The 21634-nt window shown below is 34.9% G+C and carries 18 protein-coding genes and 1 pseudogene; 17 read left to right on the plus strand and 2 right to left on the minus strand.

Annotated elements, in window-relative coordinates; genetic code table 11:
* Positions 1-235: 235 nt before the first annotated feature.
* The 8 genes from KRR19_RS06935 (at position 236) to KRR19_RS06970 (ending at position 9111) form a co-directional block, all read left to right on the plus strand.
* Positions 236-1465, plus strand: a complete 1230-nt coding sequence (locus KRR19_RS06935) for a NupC/NupG family nucleoside CNT transporter (RefSeq protein ID WP_023015442.1) — start codon at positions 236-238, stop codon at positions 1463-1465.
* A gap of 411 nt (positions 1466-1876) precedes the next feature.
* Positions 1877-2713 (plus strand): YitT family protein, encoded by an 837-nt coding sequence (locus KRR19_RS06940; protein ID WP_002481429.1) that lies wholly within the window; start codon positions 1877-1879, stop codon positions 2711-2713.
* A gap of 293 nt (positions 2714-3006) precedes the next feature.
* The gene (locus KRR19_RS06945) at positions 3007-3813 is read left to right on the plus strand and encodes an ABC transporter ATP-binding protein (protein ID WP_023015441.1); all 807 of its coding nucleotides are present in this window, start codon (positions 3007-3009) and stop codon (positions 3811-3813) included.
* 10 nt (positions 3814-3823) lie between these two features.
* The gene (locus tag KRR19_RS06950) at positions 3824-4831 is read left to right on the plus strand and encodes a FecCD family ABC transporter permease (RefSeq protein WP_002481431.1); all 1008 of its coding nucleotides are present in this window, start codon (positions 3824-3826) and stop codon (positions 4829-4831) included.
* A complete protein-coding gene (locus KRR19_RS06955; RefSeq protein ID WP_057510165.1) occupies positions 4828-5844 on the plus strand; it encodes a FecCD family ABC transporter permease in 1017 nt (338 codons plus the stop codon). Before KRR19_RS06950 ends, KRR19_RS06955 begins: the two co-directional genes overlap by 4 nt.
* A gap of 115 nt (positions 5845-5959) precedes the next feature.
* Positions 5960-6460, plus strand: coding sequence for a hypothetical protein (locus KRR19_RS06960; RefSeq protein WP_156666600.1), 501 nt, complete (start codon positions 5960-5962; stop codon positions 6458-6460).
* A 326-nt stretch (positions 6461-6786) separates the two neighbouring features.
* Entirely contained in the window at positions 6787-7854 is a 1068-nt protein-coding gene (locus KRR19_RS06965; protein ID WP_023015440.1) for a YkvI family membrane protein, read from the plus strand.
* A 228-nt stretch (positions 7855-8082) separates the two neighbouring features.
* Positions 8083-9111, plus strand: a complete 1029-nt coding sequence (locus tag KRR19_RS06970; RefSeq protein ID WP_070848315.1) for an alpha/beta hydrolase — start codon at positions 8083-8085, stop codon at positions 9109-9111.
* Between the two features lie 156 nt (positions 9112-9267).
* On the opposite strand, the gene KRR19_RS06975 is transcribed toward KRR19_RS06970, so the two are convergent.
* On the minus strand, positions 9268-9774 hold the full coding sequence (locus KRR19_RS06975; RefSeq protein ID WP_002481436.1) for a GNAT family N-acetyltransferase: 507 nt from the start codon (positions 9772-9774) through the stop codon (positions 9268-9270).
* Positions 9775-9981: 207 nt separating this feature from the next.
* Here KRR19_RS06975 and KRR19_RS06980 point away from each other — a divergent pair, with 207 nt between their 5' ends.
* The 6 genes and pseudogenes from KRR19_RS06980 (at position 9982) to KRR19_RS07005 (ending at position 16460) form a co-directional block, all read left to right on the plus strand.
* On the plus strand, positions 9982-10662 hold the full coding sequence (locus KRR19_RS06980) for a response regulator transcription factor (protein ID WP_002481437.1): 681 nt from the start codon (positions 9982-9984) through the stop codon (positions 10660-10662).
* Positions 10649-11687, plus strand: a pseudogene (locus tag KRR19_RS06985) (sensor histidine kinase). Before KRR19_RS06980 ends, KRR19_RS06985 begins: the two are co-directional and overlap by 14 nt.
* A gap of 90 nt (positions 11688-11777) precedes the next feature.
* On the plus strand, positions 11778-12539 hold the full coding sequence (locus KRR19_RS06990) for an ABC transporter ATP-binding protein (RefSeq protein ID WP_002481439.1): 762 nt from the start codon (positions 11778-11780) through the stop codon (positions 12537-12539).
* 67 nt (positions 12540-12606) lie between these two features.
* Entirely contained in the window at positions 12607-14427 is a 1821-nt protein-coding gene (locus KRR19_RS06995; RefSeq protein WP_242543387.1) for an FtsX-like permease family protein, read from the plus strand.
* 394 nt (positions 14428-14821) lie between these two features.
* Complete coding sequence (locus KRR19_RS07000; RefSeq protein ID WP_002481441.1) at positions 14822-15439, plus strand: DUF47 domain-containing protein; 618 nt, start codon at positions 14822-14824, stop codon at positions 15437-15439.
* Between the two features lie 13 nt (positions 15440-15452).
* The gene (locus KRR19_RS07005) at positions 15453-16460 is read left to right on the plus strand and encodes an inorganic phosphate transporter (RefSeq protein ID WP_002481442.1); all 1008 of its coding nucleotides are present in this window, start codon (positions 15453-15455) and stop codon (positions 16458-16460) included.
* A gap of 216 nt (positions 16461-16676) precedes the next feature.
* Here the strand turns inward: KRR19_RS07005 and KRR19_RS07010 are convergent, their stop codons facing one another.
* Positions 16677-17471 carry a CHAP domain-containing protein gene (locus tag KRR19_RS07010; RefSeq protein ID WP_061054879.1) on the minus strand — a complete coding sequence of 265 codons (795 nt, stop codon included), beginning with the start codon at positions 17469-17471 and terminating at the stop codon, positions 16677-16679.
* Between the two features lie 358 nt (positions 17472-17829).
* Here KRR19_RS07010 and KRR19_RS07015 point away from each other — a divergent pair, with 358 nt between their 5' ends.
* The 3 genes from KRR19_RS07015 (at position 17830) to KRR19_RS07025 (ending at position 21441) form a co-directional block, all read left to right on the plus strand.
* Positions 17830-18477: a Bax inhibitor-1/YccA family protein gene (locus tag KRR19_RS07015; RefSeq protein WP_070848311.1), complete on the plus strand. Its 648-nt coding sequence runs from the start codon at positions 17830-17832 to the stop codon at positions 18475-18477.
* Positions 18478-18754: 277 nt separating this feature from the next.
* On the plus strand, positions 18755-20929 hold the full coding sequence (locus KRR19_RS07020; protein ID WP_216733556.1) for a helix-turn-helix domain-containing protein: 2175 nt from the start codon (positions 18755-18757) through the stop codon (positions 20927-20929).
* Between the two features lie 155 nt (positions 20930-21084).
* Entirely contained in the window at positions 21085-21441 is a 357-nt protein-coding gene (locus KRR19_RS07025) for a transcriptional regulator, SarA/Rot family (RefSeq protein ID WP_002481446.1), read from the plus strand.
* Positions 21442-21634 lie beyond the last annotated feature (193 nt).

Raw genomic sequence — 21634 nt, forward strand, 5'->3', positions numbered from 1 at the left:
TATGACAATCATATTTATTGCAAGAATTTTTGTTTCATTTCTCAAAAATCTAATTCAAAGGTAACAACCAACATGATATACTAAAAAAGCACTTAAATTTTTTACAATTTGTAAATACGAAATATCTCAAGTAACAGGCGGACATTGTAAGGATTATAGGGAATTCAATCGGGAGGTTATGATTCTGTCAGTGTAGACTTGTACATAATAAAATAATAGAAATGGCGGGTGTAAAATGTATTTACTTATCAACATTGTTGGTTTGATTGTATTTTTAGGTATTGCAGTGCTCTTCTCTAGAAATAGAAAAGCGATCCAATGGAAATCAATTGGTATCTTAGTCATTGTAAACTTATTCTTAGCATGGTTCTTTGTCTTCTTCCCATGGGGAAATGCGGCAGTTTCTAAAATGGCAGATGGTATTGCATGGCTGATTGAATCAGCGAACGCTGGTACAGGGTTTGCGTTCAAAAGCTTTGTAGATACGAAAGAAATAGATATGGCGGTTGCAGCCTTATTCCCAATTTTACTCGTAGTACCTTTATTCGATATTTTAATGTACTTTAATATTTTACCTAAAGTTATCGGTTGGATTGGTTGGGCGTTAGCTAAAATTACACGTCAACCAAAATTCGAATCATTCTTCGGTATCGAAATGATGTTCTTAGGGAACACAGAAGCATTAGCTGTTTCAAGTGAACAGTTAAAACGTATGAATGAAATGCGTGTACTAACAATTGCGATGATGTCTATGAGTTCAGTATCTGGTGCAATTGTCGGTGCGTATGTAACGATGATTCCAGGTGAACTTGTATTAACAGCAATTCCATTAAATATTATCAATGCGATTATTGTTACTTCTATCTTAAACCCAGTAACAGTTGAAGAACGTGAAGATGTGATTTACCACATCCAACAAGAAGGTGTAGAACGTCAACCGTTCTTCTCATTCCTTGGAGACTCAGTTATCAACGCTGGTAAATTAGTATTGATTATTATCGCATTCGTAATCAGTTTCGTAGCATTAGCAGACTTAATTGACCGTTTACTTCACGTACTTTCAGGTACAGTAATTGGTTGGTTCAATGTGAAATTCAGCTTTGGCTTAGACCAAATTTTAGGTGTTATCATGGTGCCTTTCTCATTATTACTTGGTCTACCTTGGAGCGAAGCATGGCCAGTTGCGCAACAAATGGCTAAGAAGATTGTCACAAACGAATTCGTAGTCATGGGACAAATTTCTGATGCGGTTAAATCATATGATCCGCATAGACGTGCAGTTATTTCTACTTTCTTAGTATCATTTGCGAACTTCTCAACAATCGGTATGATTATCGGGACATTAAAAGGTATTGTTGATAAGAAAACATCTGATTTCGTTTCGAAATATGTACCTATGATGTTATTGTCTGGTATTTTAGTTTCATTACTAACAGCAGCATTCGTAGGATTATTCGCTTGGTAAGCGTATAGATAGAAGCATTGTATTCGGTAGTTGTTACTGAATATGATGCTTTTCTTTTTTAAGCAAAATGAAAACAGGTGAATGAATGTGGGGAGACACAAACATTACCTGCTTTCAACGGGAAATGAATTTGATGCACGTAATCAGTAAGGACTAGGTACTGATGGTGCATTCGAGCGAAAATTCTGCTTGTTTATTGTAAACAACACAAAGGAGATAACTTCCTTAATCTCTTGATTAAGGAAGTTGAAATTTATTATAGCAAAGCTTCAACACAAAGCAAACAAAATTTTCAGAATAATTAATTTAATATTAATAAACACTGTGATTCAGGGGTTTCACATTGTTGGTTAAGAGCGCCTGTGCTAGTATTTATCTTATCTACACAATTTAATAAGGGGGCGATTGGATTTGAAACGAAGAACGTGGCGTGACCTCGCACTCGTAGTATTTGGTTCATTTATGTTCTCTGCAGGGGTCAATACATTCATTATTTCCGCACAATTAGGGGAAGGCGGCGTAACAGGACTATCCATTGTATTTTATTATGCTTTTCACATTTCGCCAGCTATCACTAACTTTGTGATGAATGCGATTTTAATTGCGATTGGCTATAAGTTCTTAAGTAAGCGAAGTACGTACTTAACCATTCTTGCAACAGTGTTAATTTCAGTCTTTTTAGGACTGACTGAATCTTGGCATGTTGAAACTGGCAACATTATTGTGAATGCCATTTTCGGGGGTGCTTCAGTCGGATTAGGTATTGGCGTTATTGTACTTGCTGGGGGAACGACAGCAGGTACAACGATTTTAGCGCGTTTAGCACATAAATACTTAGACGTCAGCACATCTTACGCGTTGCTATTTTTCGACTTAATCGTTGTGGCGATTTCATTTACTGTGATTCCAGTTAATAAGTTATTAGTAACGATTATTTCACTTTATATTGGTACGAAAGTTATGGAATTCGTTATTGAAGGTTTAAATACGAAGAAGGCGATGACTGTAATTTCAAGCCGACCTGATGAAGTGGCGAAAGTTATTGACCAAAAAATCGGACGAGGGGTTACGATTATAGATGGTCGCGGTTATTACTCAAAAGAAGACAAAGAAATTTTATATGTGGTTATCAGTAAAACACAAGTTTCAAAAGCGAAACGCTTAATTCGAAAAATTGATGAGAATGCCTTTTTAGTCATCCACGATGTGCGTGATGTGTATGGTAATGGCTTCTTAGTAGATGAATAAAGGATGAGAAATCGAGGCGATAGTCTCGATTTCTTGCGTTTTAGTACATAAGAATTGTTAGGAAATCGCTCCAAAAAATGTTATAATATAGCCTATGATAATGATTATCAATTACAAGACTGTAGTTGATAAAAGTATGAAAGCTTTCACGATAATCTTTACAGGTCGTAATTATAAATAAATGCAATGAGATAAGAAATAGAAATAAATTCTGCGGCAGACCTTGAAAAGAGACAGGTGTTTCGGCAACTGTATTTAAGGTTCATGTCGTATCCAATGGAGGATGAAGTATATTGGCAAATCGTTTAAATGGTCAGCACGTAACAATCGGATATGGGGATCATGTGATTGTTGATAACCTAGATGTAGAAATCCCTGACGGCAAAGTTACGTCTATTATCGGACCTAACGGTTGCGGTAAATCAACATTACTAAAAGCATTATCTCGTCTTTTATCCGTTAAAGGCGGAGAAATCACATTAGATGGTAAAAATATTCATACACAATCTACGAAAGAAATTGCGAAGAAAATCGCCATTTTACCACAATCACCAGATGTAGCAGATGGTTTAACAGCAGGCGAATTGGTTTCATACGGCAGATTTCCACACCAAAAAGGTTTTGGCCGCTTAAGCGCTGAAGATAAAGCTGAAATCGATTGGGCGCTTAAAGTAACAGGTACGTATGATTTTAAACACAGAGCTATTAATGATTTAAGTGGCGGTCAAAGACAACGTGTATGGATTGCGATGGCTTTAGCACAAAAAACAGATATTATTTTCTTAGACGAGCCAACAACGTATTTAGATATCAGTCACCAATTAGAAATTCTTGAATTAGTTCAAGAATTGAACCGTGAACAAGGTTGTACCATTGTAATGGTGTTACATGATATCAACCAAGCGATTCGTTTCTCAGATCATCTGATTGCGATGAAAGCAGGCGAAATTGTTTCAAGCGGTGAAACACAAGAAGTCTTAACGAAAGATATTTTAGAAAGATGTTTCAATATAGATGCAGAATTAAGTACAGATCCACGTACAGGTAAACCGATGTTAGTCACATATGATTTATTGTGTAAACATTATTCGAAAGTATGAGGCACGGTAAATGAGTGATAAAGAGAGAAAAGAGAAGTATCCCAGATTTATATTGTTATTACTTTTATCATGTGTGATGTTAGGGACAATGTTGGTGCTCTCCATTTTATATGGAGATGCGCCCATTCGTCTTGGGACGATTTATGAAGCGGTTTTCCATTATAACCCTATGAATGAACAGCACAACATTATCAGTGAAATTAGAATACCTAGAGACTTAGGTGCAATACTTGTAGGTATGGCGCTTGCGGTGGCTGGGGCAGTTGTTCAAGGTGTGACTAAAAATGGTTTGGCAGACCCAAGCTTAATCGGCTTGAATGCTGGTGCCAGTTTTATGCTCGCTTTAACATATGCCTTTGTACCGCAAGCTTCTTTTAGTTTATTGATGCTTGCAGGTTTTATCGGTTCAATATTAGGCGGTACAATCGTATTGATGATGGGCCGTTCTAGAACTGATGGGTTCAATCCTATCCGTATTATTTTAGCAGGTGCTGCTGTCAGTGCATTCTTGACGGCTTTAAGCCAAGGCATTGCATTAACTTTTAAATTGAATCAAGACATCAATTTTTGGAGCATGGGCGGTGTTTCTGGCACAACTTGGGTTCAATTGAAATGGAGTACCCCTGTTATTTTAGTGACGATCGTTTTGTTAATCTTACTAAGTCGACAATTAACAATTTTAAACTTAGGAGAAAGCTTAGCTAAAGGCTTAGGACAAAATGTGCGCGTCATTCGTACAATCAGCTTAATACTAACGATGCTGTTAGCAGGTGTTGCTGTAGCAATGGTCGGACAAATTGCCTTTGTCGGTTTAATCGTGCCACATATTGTACGCTTTTTAATTGGTACGGATTATGCGAAAGTGATTCCGTTAACTGCTGTTTTAGGCGCATTTTTAGTTCTTTTAGCAGATACCGTCGCACGTATGTTAGGAGATGCGCCAGTCGGTGCGATTGTTTCCTTTATTGGCGTGCCTTACTTTATCTATTTAATTAGAAAAGGAGGTCGCTCAATATGATAGAAGATAAATTACGAAGACGTCAGTGGCTGGCTTTATTAATTACGAGTGTCCTTTTGTTTGCGGCCTGTGTTTGGAGTATCACTTCAGGTGAATATCAAATGTCTATCGGCACGTTCTTTAAAACTTTATTTGGTTTAGGTGACTATACGGACAGCTTGATTCTACTAGATTTTAGACTGCCGAGAATGTTAGTAACGATTCTGGCAGGTGCTGCATTAAGTTTAAGCGGTGCGATGATGCAGAGTGTAACCAATAATCCACTAGCTGAACCTGGTATTTTAGGTATTAATGCAGGAAGCGGCTTCTTTATCGCACTCTTTATTGTCATCGGACAAGTGAGTGCAGATAGCTTTATCTATGTTTTGCCAATACTGAGTATGACTGGCGGTATTTTAACTGCATTAATTATTTTCTACTTCAGTTATTCTAAAGAACGCGGTATGACTCCAGCTAGTATGGTCTTAGTCGGTGTCGGTTTATCTGCCGCACTTTCTGGCGGTTCGCTGACATTGATGTCTAAATTTGATAAAGACCAAGCAGAGTTTATGGCAACATGGCTTGCGGGTAATATATGGGGTGATGAATGGCCGTTTGTCATCGCATTATTACCATGGTTGATTGTCATCATACCGTTCCTGTTTATGAAAGCAAATACATTAAATATCTTGAATACCAATGACCTATTAGCACAAGGCTTAGGTGTAAATGTCAGACGAGATCGTATGATTATTTTACTGGCTGCTGTTGCTTTATCATCAGCAGCTGTAGCGGTAAGCGGTGCTATCAGCTTTATTGGTTTAATGGGACCGCATATTGCGAAAACGATTGTGGGACCAAGACATCAACTCTTTATGCCTCTAGCAATTGTTATTGGCTCGTTCTTACTAGTATTCTCGGATACAGTTGGTCAAGTGATTTTACAACCATCAGGTATTCCAGCTGGTATTGTCGTTGCGTTAATCGGTGCACCTTATTTCTTGTATTTAATGTATCGTACACGTTCATTGTAATTTAACGTAATGAAATATTGTTATACGTTATAGTAATTGATGTGAAATCCAAAAAAATATGGTAAACTAATACTAATTGTAGATAAAATCTGTTCAACAATAGGAGGACATTGGCATGAAAGATTTAATCAAGCGACATGTCTTAAACGGCGAATTTGAATCTGTGAAACGATTAATGTCCGAATCAGATTTTATGGAATTTGAAGAACATTACATTTCAAGTGCGCATGAAGCAGAAAATGTTATGTTTTATACGTGTATCTTAGATATGATCAAAGATGGAGAAACAGCGGAAATGCATGATTTAGCATTCTTGCTTCTTGTTTATCCATTAAGTGACTTAGAAGGTGCATTGGATTCTGCTTACTATCATGCAGAAGCTTCCATAAAACTCACTGAGGGCAAAGAAGTGAAGAGTTTACTACAAATGTTGTTGCTCCATGCAATTCCTGAACCTGTTATTTCTGATAAAAAAGCTTTCGATATTTCTAAACAGATCTTGAAATTAGATCCTAATAATAACGTAGCCCGTAATATCCTTAAACAGACAGCGAAACGAATGGATAACGTGGTGGTCAGCATTGATGAACTGAACCAAAATCGTGATGCAAAATAATGAATTTAAAATGAATTAAAGGGTATCTCACATGAGGTATCCTTTTTGTTTTGCACAAAAGTGATATTTATCCATAAGTTTTACTAATGGGTATGTTTACAAAGTTTAATGAGTAATTCTATCAAATTGAGGGTAATTTATTGTTGTGTTTGGGTAATTACACTTAACGGCTATTGCGCAATTGAGTGTTTTATTGTTACTATATACTTTTCATGGAATAAGTAATGGCCTTTTTCAGAAAAAGACAGAAACATAAGCTATGGATAGTAAGTATTAACGTTGGCAAGCATTGTTTTTAATTACACGAGGAGGTATTCAACGTTATTATGACGTTTAATAAAGAAACAGTAAAAATTGGCTTTGCCTATGTCGGTGTAGTCGTCGGCGCAGGTTTTTCAACAGGCCAAGAAGTTATGCAATTCTTCACTGAATATGGTCTATGGGCTTATATCGGTGTTTTAATTTCAGGTATTATCTTAGGATTCATCGGAAGACAGGTCGCAAAGATAGGGACAGCTTTCGATGCTGAAAACCACGAATCAACTTTGGCATATTTATTTGGAAAATACGTTGGACGGATCGTCGACTATATACTGGTCTTCTTCTTATTCGGAATTTCTGTCACAATGATTGCAGGGGCAGGTTCTGCATTCCATGAAAGTTATGGCATCCCTACATGGTTAGGTTCACTGATTATGGTAATTGCTATTTATATTACATTACTTATGGACTTCAATAAGATTGTCCGCGCACTTGGTGTGGTAACACCTTTCTTAATCATCTTAGTGATTGTGATTGCAGGTGTTTACCTATTTAAAGGTCAAGTGCCATTTAATCAAATTAATGCAGAAATGCCTAAGACAAGTCCGCTTTGGGGCATTATCATGGGAACAGTTTACGGCGGTTTAGCGTTTGCGGTAGGATTTAGTACAATCGTCGCTATCGGCGGTGACGCAAGTCGTAGAAGAGTATCAGGTGCCGGTGCAATGTTCGGCGGTATCATTTATACGATTCTGTTAGCATTGATTACATTTGCATTGCAAACTGAATTCCCAGCAATCAAAGAAGCGGCTATTCCAACATTGACATTAGCGAATGGTATTCACCCAATCGTAACAATTGTATTGTCAATTGTGATGTTAGCCGTAATGTACAACACAATTTTGGGTCTGCTTTATTCATTCGCAGCAAGATTCACAACACCTTATAGCAAAAAATATCACATTTTAATCGTGATTATGATGCTTGTCGCTTACGGATTAAGTTTCGTAGGTTTCTCAAGTCTGATCAACTTCTTATACCCAACAATGGGTGTTATCGGACTTGCTATTGTTATTGGCGTGTTAGTGAAATATTTCAAACGTAAAAAAGAGAATGAACAACATATCGCATAAATTGCCCAATGTGTGACATTTACTAGATATAGCAGAAAACTTATGAATAATGAAGGTCAACTTACTGCTTGTAAGCAGTAATGATGAAAACAATAGGTATAGCGCAGCTGATTTTGCTGCGCTATTTTTCTTGATTTCACCCTTTGAGATGACTTTAAATATAAAGTACAATAAATACAAACTGGAAATTATCTTGCCGATAGAATAAAGAGAGGACTTGGTAATCAAATGAACAGTCGAAGAAAAAAATGGCTGGCAATCGGTGCGATTATCTTCGTGTTATTAGGCATCGCTGTCGGTGTTGGTATAAAACTTTATATGGACTATCAGCATAAACAAAATATGAAACCTAAAGTCGCGATTAACAATAATAATGTAAAGGTCTTTAATAATATTACATATAGTAAAGCATTCCCGAAGAGTCAGCTTGATATCATCACACCAGCAGAATTAGATAAAGATGTGAAATTACCAGTGATTTTTTGGATGCATGGCGGCGGCTTTATTGCGGGTGATAAACAATATAAAAATCCATTGTTGGCAAAAATCGCAGAACAAGGCTATATTGTAGTGAATATTAACTATGCTTTAGCACCACAGTACAAATATCCGACCCCTTTAATTCAAATGGATCAAGCTGTAAAATTCATTAAAAAGAATCCGCATGAATTGCCGATTGATTTTACGCAAGTGGTGTTCGGCGGGGACTCAGCAGGTGCACAGTTATCCAGTCAATTTACTGCGATTCAAACAGATGAACAGTTAAGAAAAGATATGCACTTTAAACAACGTTTCAAACCGAAAAATATTCGTGCAGCTATCTTTTTCGGTGGTTTCTATAACATGAATACAGTCAGAGAAACAGAGTTCCCACGTATTCAACTCTTTATGAGAAGTTATACTGGTACAGAAGAGTGGGAAAGTGAATTCAGAGATTTATCTGAAATGTCGACAGTGGAACATGTCACAAAAGATTATCCACCGACTTTCTTATCTGTTGGGGATGCAGATCCATTCTTCAGTCAAAATCGAGAATTTGCACGGGTCTTAGAAGAAGACGGTACATCAGTCGATACATTCTTTTTTGATGGGTCACACCATTTAAGACATCAGTATCAATTCCATTTAAACTTACCAGAATCAAAAGAAAATCTAGTCTCTGTACAACGTTTCTTAAGTAGAAATACAAGCTCAACAACGATTAAAAATCCAGATGAGCAATTTGAACCGATTCAATTAAATCCTTATAAGGATTAGTATGTTAACAACAGATCATATTTTAAAAGAAGTATCACAAAGTAATTGGCTTTGTAGATACTTCTTTTTGTTATAAGATAATAAGTGGGTTATATGTAAAATAGAAAATGAAAGTAATAAAAAACCTGATATGTTTGTGACATATCAGGAGAAATATTAGTGCAATAGTTTAGCCATAACGTATTCACTATAGTATTTATTATCTATTTTGAGTTTATCGCGCATTTCGCCTTCAATTTGATAGCCTGCTGATTTGAATAAATCTACAGCATGCTCATTTTGAGGGACAACTAATGCTTCTAAACGACGAATATCGTGATTGTATGCCCATGCATCCACTGCATTTAATAATGATTGTCCAACACCTTTGCTGCGGTATTGTGCGCGAATGCCAAGACGCACGCGTGTTTCGTGGCGTGTACGTTCATATTCGCGAGATGTGACAATCGCAAAACCAATCAACTTACCGTCGATTTCTGCAAGATAAATAGTATTCGATGGAGAAGTGATAAAATGTTCAAGCTGCTGTAATGCGCTTGAAAGAGATGGCACATATTCGCCAGGGCTATACAGCATATAGCTAGATTCATCATAGATATCTTTTAATAAAGCAATATATGCATCTGCATCATTGATACTTATTTCTCTAATCGTATGTTCCATAGACACCCTCCATAATATAAGGTAGTATTACACTGAGTATAGCGTAAATAACGATTGTCTGCATCGTTTTTAGTTTCATTTTACTTTAAAATGATAGAACGCAATGATTGTTAGAGAATCGCACAAAGATAAGTGTAAAATAAAAGTTGTGAAATGTAAATGAAACAGTTTTGAAATAATTTCGAAATAAAAATAATAGGTGATAACATGAAAATTTTATTGGTAGAAGATGACAAGTCCTTATTTGAACAATTAAAAAAAGAACTAGAACATTGGGATTTGCAAGTGTCTGGTATTGATGATTTTAATCAAGTTATGGAAGCATTTGAACAGGAACAACCAGAAATTATTATCATGGATGTAGAGTTGCCGAAATATGACGGGTTTTATTGGTGTCGTGAAATACGTAATCAATCGAATGTACCTATCTTATTTTTATCAGCGAGAGATAATCCAATGGATCAAGTTATGAGTATGGAACTAGGGGCAGATGATTTTATGCAGAAGCCTTTCTATACTAATGTCTTAATCGCGAAGCTTAAAGCCATATATCGCCGTGTATATCAATTCAATCTAGAGGAGCAACGTATGTTGTCATGGGGCGATGTTCAAGTGGACCTTGGTAAAGGCGTATTAGAGAGAGGAAATGAAACCGCACATCTTTCTAAAACTGAAATGCTTATTCTAGAGATTTTATTAAAACATCGTAATCAAATTGTCAGTCGTGATGAGATCATTACGGCGTTATGGGATGATGAAGCGTTTGTGAGTGATAATACGTTGACGGTTAATATCAATCGACTACGTAAAAAGTTAGCAGACTTTGGATTAACTAATGCGATTGAAACACGGGTCGGCAAAGGATATTTAGCACATGACAATATTTAAACGTATCTCAAATTACTTAGTCTCTCGTTTGAATTGGTTGGCGTTGATTGTTGGCTTTCAAATCTTTTTAGTGATTTTAGCTGTACTAGATCAAAATTTATCTGTTGAATCTATGCTTTATGTCATTTTATGTAATGTTATCTTCACATTGGTGTTCCTCATTTTTTCTTACAACTATGAAACTTCGTTCAACAAAAAATTGTCTGAAATGAAAGAGGTTGAGGAGTTGAAGCATAAAGAAGCGGCCAATACTCCGATGGAAGACGAAGTCTTACAATATTTATATCTGATGATTCAAAGACAAAAACAAATTGTATCTAGGCAATCTGTGCAATTAAAAGAAAATGAACAAAGCCTAACGGAATTTGTGCATGAAATTAAAACACCTTTAACCGCATTGAAATTAATCATTGATCAAGAAGAAGATATGACTCGTCGACAAGCTTTATTGTTTGAATGGTCACGCATGAATGAAATGTTAGACCAACAATTGTATTTATCACGATTAAGCCAAAAGCACCAAGATTTATATTTTGAAGGCGTTTCATTAAAACGTATGGTGATTGAAGAAATTCAGTTAACACGTAATATTTGTAGACAGCGCGGTATTGGGTTCGATATAGACTTTAATGAAGAAGATAAGGTCTTTACAGATATGAAATGGTGCAAGATGATGATTCGCCAAGTCCTTTCAAATGCGGTGAAATACAGTCAAGCGGGTACAGAGATACAAATCATCACTAAAGAAGTCGAAGGACATATTGTGCTTGAAATCAAAGATACAGGACGCGGAATTGCTTCTCAAGATATGCCGCGTATATTTGAACGTGGTTTTACGTCAACACAATACCGCCACGAGACAACTTCTTCAGGTTTAGGTTTATATTTAGTGGATCAAACAGCCATTACATATACAAGTATCGGTTGATTCTATTGCAGAAGAAGGGACAACAGTCTCTTTTATCTTCCCTAAACAGAACGAAATGTTAGAACGTATGTCTGAAGTGACAAAATCGTCACTTTAAACATGCGTTTTGTAATATCAAATCAACGACCATAAAATCACTTATGCGTACACTATAAATACAAGAGTTAAGAAAAAAGGAGCGCAAAAAATGGAAATTCTAACAGTATCCAATTTAACAAAAGTATTTGGAAATAAGCATGTGGCGCATGAAGTGCTGAAAGGCATCTCGTTTAAAGTTGAAAAAGGTGAATTCATTTCAATTATGGGACCGTCTGGTTCTGGTAAAACGACATTATTGAATATGTTAAGCTCCATTGATTATATAACACAAGGTTCAGTGGAACTTAACGGACATCAATTGCAGAAATTAAGTAACAAAGCACTGTCAGAAGTGCGTAAAAAAGAAATCGGCTTTATTTTCCAAGATTATAATTTATTAGACACGTTGACAGTTAAGGAAAATATTATGTTGCCGTTATCTATTCAAAAGTTATCCAAAAAAGAAGTGGATGCACGATTTGATGAAGTGACAGAAACATTAGGTATCAGAGATTTAGCAAATAAATATCCATCTGAAGTTTCAGGTGGTCAGAAACAAAGAGTTTCTGCAGCCCGTGCATTTATCACACGTCCAGCAATTATTTTCGCAGATGAACCGACAGGGGCGTTAGATTCTAAAAGTGCACAAGATTTATTAAGACGTTTGAAAAATATGAATGAACGCTTTGATACGACTATTTTAATGGTGACACATGATCCGGCAGCAGCCAGTTATTCAAACCGTGTCATCATGTTGAAAGATGGTCAAATACATTCTGAGCTATACCAAGGTGAACGTTCTAAACAAGCGTTCTATAAGGAAATCATTCAAGCACAAAGCGTCTTGGGCGGTGTGTCTTATGACGTTTAGACATATTGTATTAAAGAACTTAAGACAAAACATCAGACATTATGGTTTATATCTTTTTTCTCTCATAATGAGTATTTCCTTGTACTTTAGCTTTGTGACATTAAAATATACAGAAACAATCAATAATAGTGAATCTTCGAAATTAATTCAAAAAGGCGCGAGTTTAGGTAGTGTTGTACTGTTCATTATCATTATAATCTTTTTAATGTATGTGAATCAGCTCTTCATTAAACAAAGAGATAAAGAACTTGGACTCTATCAATTAATCGGATTAACGAAAGCAAATGTAGTTCGTATGTCGATGTTAGAGCAATTTGCGATATTTGTTGTCACAGGTCTTGTCGGCATAGTTGTCGGCTTAGTAGGGTCTAGAATTTTATTATTGATTGTGACGAAATTAATGCAAATGAATGAAACGGTACATCTGCATTTCAGCTTAAAAGCAGTAGGCGCAACGGCATTGATGTTAGTAATTGCGTACATCTTAGTTATTGTTCAAAACGCAATCTTTATCAAACGACGTTCCATTTTAGGATTAATGCAAACTCGTCGTACGGCTGATGTGAAATCAAATAAAATTACAGTACTTGAAGCAATCAGTGGTATTGTAGGGCTTGCGATGATTATTTCAGGATATGTTATGGCGGTTGATACAAAGCTTTTAGCGAATATGGCTATTCCGTTTTTAATTTTACTCCTGACAATTGTCGGTGCTTATTTATTCTTTAGAAGTACGGTATCTTTATTATTCAAGACATTGAAGAAAAGAAAAAAAGGCCAAGTTTCAATTAATGATGTCATTTTCACGTCATCTATTATGCATCGTATGAAAAAGAATGCCTTATCTTTAACTATTATTGCGGTTATTTCTGCGATTACAGTAACTGTACTTTGTTTTAGTGCTATACAAATGAAGATGGAAAAAGTGCAACTCAATATGTTTTCGCCATATGATGTGACATTACAATCGAAACATGATGTGGATTTATATGAAAAAGCATTAAAAAAACATCATATCGATTATGACTTAAATTATAAAGAGTTGTTGATGGTACAGTCTCAGAAGAATAATTTATTTAAGAAAAATGTCGGCTACGAGATAGGTATTCGCGTCACAAGTGAAAAATATGTCGACAATGCAGGACTCTCTGATCATACCGCAAAACTTTCACATCCTTTTGGAACAGGTATGCTCTTAAAACCGATTACTAACGATTCATATGTAGCATTTCAAGATAAACAAGGACAACAACTCTTCCGTGTGAAAGTACAAGACACTGAACTTGATACACGTTTCAGCTTGCTTACGTTACGTGGCGGTGTGTTGGTAATCGTCAATGATGAAGACTATCGTTTATTGAAAGAGAAAGGGCAAATAGATAAAGATGACCTTTCTCCGCAATATGGCTTTACTATTACAGATAAATCTCAAATGAAAGAAGCTTCGAAAGCATTGGATGAAGTTGATCCAGGTTATGAGACAAAAGAAGAAATAGCTAAGGATAATAGAGAAAATAATGGTATGTTCTTATTCATATCATCATTCTTAGGTATTGCCTTCTTAATTGCGGCAGGTTGTATTATCTACATTAAACAAATGGATGAAACAACAGATGAAATTGGTAACTTTAAAATATTGAGAAAGCTTGGTTATACACAAAATGACATGCGTCACGGTTTAAAACTTAAAATCATGTTCAACTTTGGTTTGCCATTGATTGTAGGTTTGGCACATGCATACTTTGCATCATGGGCATTCTTGAATTTGATGGGGTCTGATGATCATTCTCCAGTCTTTATCGTAATGGGAGTTTATACATTGATTTATGCATCATTTGCGATTATTGCTTATATACACACAAAACGTACTATAAAACAGTCAATATAGTATAGAATAGTAAACTTACTTCGAAAACTTGAAATAATGAGTTTTCGGAGTATTTTTTTGGATTGGAATGTGTAAGAATGGTGAAGTTAGGTAAAATTTTTAGAGAGGAAGTATTTACTTTTCGCTTAGGATTGTGGAAATTTTGAAAACTTAGCGAAGTAATCGGACATTACAATTATGTTCAATTGTTAAGATTTTGTAAATAGAATTGTAGTGTTGTAAATTTTGTGCTATTTTCTTTTTAGGAAGGTAAAATTTATTTGAAGCTAGTGTGAAGATGGTATACATATTAGTTTCAAAAGTATCACACGATTACTTTTTACAATTATATACTTTTGAGTTCAAATTTATGAAATGTGATTGGGAAGCAATCGCTGAAAATGGAGGATTTTCAATGTTTAACAAGAAAAAGGATAAGTTCATGGTTAAATTGGAGGAAATGGTATTCAATTTAGATCGCGCAGCAATTGAGTTCGGGAAAATGGACTTTAACACACACCTAGATTTAAAAGCTTATTCTGATAATATCAAAACGTATGAGTCACACGGTGACGAATTAATGCACCAAGTAATCTCAGACTTGAACCAAACGTTCATTACCCCAATCGAGCGTGAGGATATTTTATCTTTATGTAACGCTATTGATGATGTTTTAGACGCAATGGAAGAAACATCAGCAATGTTCGAAATGTATTCAATCGAGTATTCAGATGAATACATGGCTGAATTTGTAGATAATATTCAAAAAGCAGTAGCTGAAATGAAATTAGCTATCGGCTTATTAGTAGAAAAGAAACTTTCTCACATGCGTATTCATTCAATTAATATTAAAGAGTTTGAAACAAATTGTGACGGTATTTTAAGACAATCAATTAAACATATCTTCAATAGTGAAACAGATCCAATCACATTGATTAAAATTAAAGACATATATGAAAGCTTAGAAAACATTGCAGATAAATGCCAAGCAGTCGCAAATAATTTCGAAACAATTATCATGAAAAATAGCTAAGGAGTAATATAAAATGGATTATATTATAATTATCACTGTAGCTATCGTTATTTTTTCATTGGTGTTCGACTTTATTAATGGTTTCCACGATACAGCGAATGCGGTAGCTACTGCAGTGTCGACAAGAGCACTGACACCAAAACGCGCAATCTTTTTAGCAGCGATTATGAACTTTATCGGTGCATTAACATTTACAGGTGTAGCAGGGACAATTACGAAAGACATTGTGGATCCATTTAAATTGCAAAATGGATTAGTCGTGGTATTAGCGGCTATTTTCGCAGCGATATTCTGGAACTTGTTAACATGGTACTTCGGTATTCCAAGTTCTTCATCACATGCCTTAATCGGTTCAATTGCAGGTGCAGCGGTTGCATCTCAAGGTTCATTTTCAGTGTTGCATTTCCAAGGCTTCACTAAAATTATTATTGTGTTGATTGTATCGCCATTGATTGCCTTTTGTGTAGGTTTCATTATGTATAGTATTGTTAAAGTCGTATTTAAAAATGCGAATTTAACAAAAGCTAACCGCAACTTTAGAATATTCCAGATTTTCACAGCATCATTACAATCATTCTCACATGGTACAAACGATGCGCAAAAATCAATGGGTATCATTACACTAGCTTTAATTGTTGCGAACTTACAAGATGGTAACAATGTTGAACCGCAATTATGGGTTAAAGTAGCCTGTGCTGCCGCTATGGGTCTAGGTACAGCAGTAGGTGGTTGGAAAATCATCAAAACTGTCGGCGGTAACATTATGAAGATTCGCCCAGCTAACGGGGCTGCTGCAGATTTATCTTCAGCATTAACAATTTTCGTCGCATCTTCATTACATTTCCCATTATCAACAACACACGTTGTATCTTCATCTATCCTTGGTGTAGGGGCATCTAACCGCATCAAAGGTGTTAAATGGAATACAGCGCAACGTATGATTGTGACTTGGGTAATTACATTACCAATTTCAGCATTCGTCGCAGCAATGATTTACTGGATTATGAATATTTTCTTATAATCAATCTCAATCATTGAGACATAAACATAGAGAACATTAAATAGAAAGCGGATCATTTTCTGATTTTGAAAATGATCCGCTTTTTTGCGATAAATCGGGCTTAGAACTATATAAAAGCTATTGAGGCGCTCAGTTTGATTAGCATGTTACATCATCTATTGGTTTCCAAATTTAAGTCAAAATAAAAAGACGATGCGTCATCGTCTTTTTAGATTATTAATGAATGTAGTTATAGCTAGAAGCCATTGAAGCAGGAATTGTACGGTAGTCGACAATGCCTGGAGGTGTATTGTAGTTCATTTCAGAAATTAAAATACTGCCATCACCATTCACTTGTTCTACATATGCAACATGACCGATTGGTCCTTCATAGTTTTGCATAATTGAACCAGCTGCAGGTGTGTTGTTTACGGTGTAACCGTCAGCTTGTGCATTGTTTGCCCAATGATCTGCGTTCCACCAGTATGTACTGATTGGTTGGCCTGTTTCAGCACGACGATTGAATACATGCCAAGTACATTGTCCCCAGTCATATAAGTTAGCATGATTAAATGTCGGTGATTGGTTCGTTGCAGGTGTAGCTGTAGGTGTACCGCCTGAACCACCAGCTGCGCCAGAAATTTTTAATTGTTGGCCAGGGTGAATTAAATAACCATTTAAGCCGTTAGCTGACATGATTGCCTCAGCAGATGTACCGTATTGATTAGCAATGATATTTAATGATTCGCCAGCTTGCACTGTATGAGTGCCACCAGAAATGTTAACAGTCGCCCCTGTATTTGAACTTTGACTGCTGCCATTTACTGTAATGACTTGGCCAGGGAATACCATATTATTCGATAAATTGTTATCTTGTTTAATGCTTTCGATAGAAGTGCCGTATTCTTGTGCAATAGACCAAAGTGATTCACCGGCTTGTACTGTATGCTGTGTCGATGCATCAGCATCTTGTTGAGTAAGCGCTAAGGCTGCACCTGTTGCAACTGAAAATGTAACTGCTAACTTTTTCAAATGAGATTCCTCCTCTAATAAGTTTGGTTCAGTAATTATACATTCGTTTTATATTTACTATGTAATACGAATATCAATCATTATTTCTATACTTCCACATCTTATCAAAAATATGCGGTGATTTGTCGGTTGTTACGTGCTTGTAATAATTTTTAATAAAACCTGAATTGTCTAAAATTCAGAAAACACTAGACAATATAGGGTTTATTGAAGAAAAATTTGGATTTTGACAATACTGATGTAATGTTTGTAATGAAAAATGACAATACATTAAAGCGCTTTGAAGATTTATAGTTGCTAAATCAGAAAGTGGAAATCAGAATACACTCTATGAAATAATAATTAACAAATAGTTTCAATGAAGGAGTTGAACAACTTGGTAAACGCAACACATACTACCTCTAAATCGAGTGCTTATGCGAAGGTTTGGCTTTACTTTATGTACTTTTGGATTATTTTTGGTATTGGTACATATTTTGGCCAATATCTGCCTGATGTTTGGAGAAGACCACTCTCTATCGGTTTGACGGTATTAATTTTGATTTCGTTATTTGTGAATCGATCACGTAAATTCGGCTTTTTAATTTCTAATATATATGCTGTAGCAATTGGGTTATTAGCTTATGCTGCATTTACGACATACATGCAGAATTTAGGTCCAGAGTTATTTTATAAAAACGTAGCACTTGCAGTAGGTGCCTTTATTGCGTTTGGTGTCATTGGATACTTTTTCGTGCAGAATGCATCAAGTATCGGCAAATATCTATTTGTAGTATTAATCGCGTTAATTGTGGCCACTTTAATTGGTTTCTTTGTGCAAAACCCGATTTTTTATACTGTTATCAATGTTGTAGCAGTTGGTTTATTCTTGCTGTATACATTGTATGACTTTAACAGATTGAAACGAGGACAATTTGCACCAAGTGAAATGGGCTTTAATTTATTTGTGAACTTATTGAATATTATTATTAATATCTTAAGTTTAGCTAATCGTTTTAGAGATTAATATCATCAAGAATAGGACTGGAACAAAGAAAAACAATGTTCCAGTCCTTCATTATATTATATAATCTAGTTATCATTGATAAGAATAGTACGATATAATCATACGTTACGTAATTTGAAACAACATAAAAATACTATTAAATTTTAAAATTTGTGTCTAATTGCGTTGTATGCTAAATTTGTAGAGTATAGTCCTAGAGAAATTACAGGAAGGAATAAAATAAAGAGAGATGTATCATTACGACTTAAAACAGCTTATTTTATTAAAGGTTATATAAATGAGAAGTAGTATTATCGATTTATACGCAGCTGAAAATTTGCCAGCCAATCGTTGTTATGATGGAGTGTTATTACTTTGGCCAGTAAACGATACAGCAGAAATCCAAAGGTCCGCTCAAGTTGAAACAGTAAATAACACGGTTTGTCTCATCAACCATAATGAAGTTTTTCAAGTTTCGAAAAACAAAAAGATGATGATGGTTTATGTTGCGAGTGATTGGTTCCTTGAGAAGGATTTCGCTTTTTTTAATTATTGCTTTAATATTCAAATGGTTCAGTCGAACAGTAAAATTGAAAAAGCAATGTTGATCTTATTGGAAAAGTATCTTGAAGAAACCTTAACAGAAGAACTGATTAAAAAATGTATTAGTGAGATATGCGACATTTTAATTGAAGAGGCGAGTGTTGAAATCAAACATACGTCACACCAGTTAATTGCCTCGCTAGATTATAGAGAAAAGAAAATCGTAGATTATATCAACGAACATATTGGAGAGAAACTAACTTTAGAGACAGTAGCTAAAGAAGTTTATATTTCTCCGACAACACTCTCTTCTTCCTTTTATAAAATATTTAATATGGGTTTCAGGAATTACATTGAAACATTACGAATTGGACTTTCTATAGAAATGTTAGTAACGACTGACCGAAAAATTTTGGATATCTCTGAAGAAGTAGGTTTCAGTAATTTCAGTGGTTATTATCGGAAATTTAAACGTCATTTAGATACCACGCCTAATGACTACAGACATAAATCTAAGCTGAGTAAAGACCTTTGTTATTTAGTAAAGGATCAAGATTCTGAAGTCAGTGAACAAAGTAAAAAAGTATATTTAAAGAAAATCAAAGACATACTGAAGAACTGGACAGAAGATAAAGAGAACATTATTTATGTAGATAATAATAATCCCATCTATTCTCCTACACGTCCGTTTGTGATGACGATTCAAATTCGCACGCTTGAAGAATTGAAGGAAGTGATGGTTTATCACAGGCATCAAGAAATCTTTGATTTCGATGATGAAGTGATGTTCTTAATCCATCCAAGTATACCAACGATTCATCAACATTTTAGCACGAGTGAACTAGTTGCTATGCTTGATACTATCTATCAAAGCAATGCGAGGGTAGCTTTTGAACTTGAATCAAAAGAAGATATTGATTATGTGAAACATGAATTATTACAGTCACGTGCATTTACAGATCATCAAGCCTATGCATATCTTAAAAAGGATACATCTAAGATTTCGATAACATTTAGTTTGCAGAATCAATCGTTGAAAGACATCTATATACAAAAAATGAGAATTAAAGAAATTGGGTTTAATGTTAATTTCAACCTAGATGTCACTAAATTGTTTAATGATCCTGAAAAATTTAAAGCATTAGAACTCCCAATTAAACGAGTGAATTTTGATTATTTCTTTATTGATAATGAAAAGTTAAAACATCCTTATTTGGAAAAATCTTATAAAAAAATGCCGATGAAACAACTAGCCAATTTGAATACGCTGCAGTCAGTTATGAAACAGGTTCATTTAGAAGAACGTAAATATATACTGCTTAATGTTCCGAATAGAAAATTATTGAATGAAGATATGAGTCTCTTAGATAGCACACCATTAATGATGTATATGTTTATGCGCTTTTATAGTATTTTATCTGGAATCGGCGTGGATTTATATCAACGTACTGATACGAATATCGCATTTCTTTTTGATACAAATGGTTTCAAAACCACATTGTACTTTTTATATAGACAGCTGTCTGGATTTGAGACGTTTTATTTCTATGAAGATGATGCTTGTCTCATGACACGTGGGGATGAACATTACAGTATTATTGTCTATGACTGGCGTATTATTGAAAATGAAATACATGAAGGTAACCAAAGTTGTCATCGTTTCTATATCGGTTTTAAAGATAAAAGTTTAAGAGACAATTATTTGGTAACACGTGAAGTAACAGATTATAAACACGGTAATATCAAGGAGATTATTTCACCCAATATCATGCCTACATTTAAATGGCCAAAAGATTTAAAACGTAAGATAAAAAACGCCAATAATCCAAAGTTTGATGTATTTGAACACAACTTTAACAATGGCACATTGAGTGTTGATGTTGAATATAATTCATTGCAATTGATTTCTTTATATAAAACAACGAAATAGATTGAAGTTTATAAAAGGTAATTGTATTTTATACAATTCAATTTGTCGTACTTAGGAAAATTGCAAAGACAATGTGGGGAAACACTAAAGACTTTTAGAGTTTTAATATTCATACTTAATGTATTATATCGATATAAAATCTGGAGGCGTATACTTTGAAAAAAAGTAACTTAGAGAAATTGCTCAATGAATACAAAAAATTTATGGATTTGACACGTTTCATTGAAGAAACATATAAAATCAACATGAATGACTTTGTAATACTTAATTGTGTTCATGAGAATTGCACCGAAGAAAAGATGTTAATGCAGCCCTTTTTAAAGATTGCAACAGATTCATTTGAAATTAGCCGAACTAAAGTTTTGGCATCCATTCGTAAACTAGTCAATCAAGACCGTGTCAGCAAAGTCCGTTCTGAGTCTGACGAACGTAAGGTTTATATTTATATGGATGATAAAAACATAGAAAAACTTGATCAAATGCTTAAAGACATTGATAAGTTCTTAGGTTGATAATACATCTGAACACCCCATACTAGAGAGATATAATATTGTGGATGAACAGCCCAGTTTTGGGCTGTTTCAGACTGTCGACAAAGTCCTACGGACTTGTCGGCATTTTTTATTTTTTAACATTTTACATAATAACCTTTTCCCCATTTCTTGTATAATGATAGTAATAAGATAATGAGGTGATAGTATGCTA

This window comes from Staphylococcus sp. CWZ226, from assembly GCF_018986355.1.
Taxonomy (GTDB): Bacteria; Bacillota; Bacilli; order Staphylococcales; family Staphylococcaceae; genus Staphylococcus; species Staphylococcus simulans.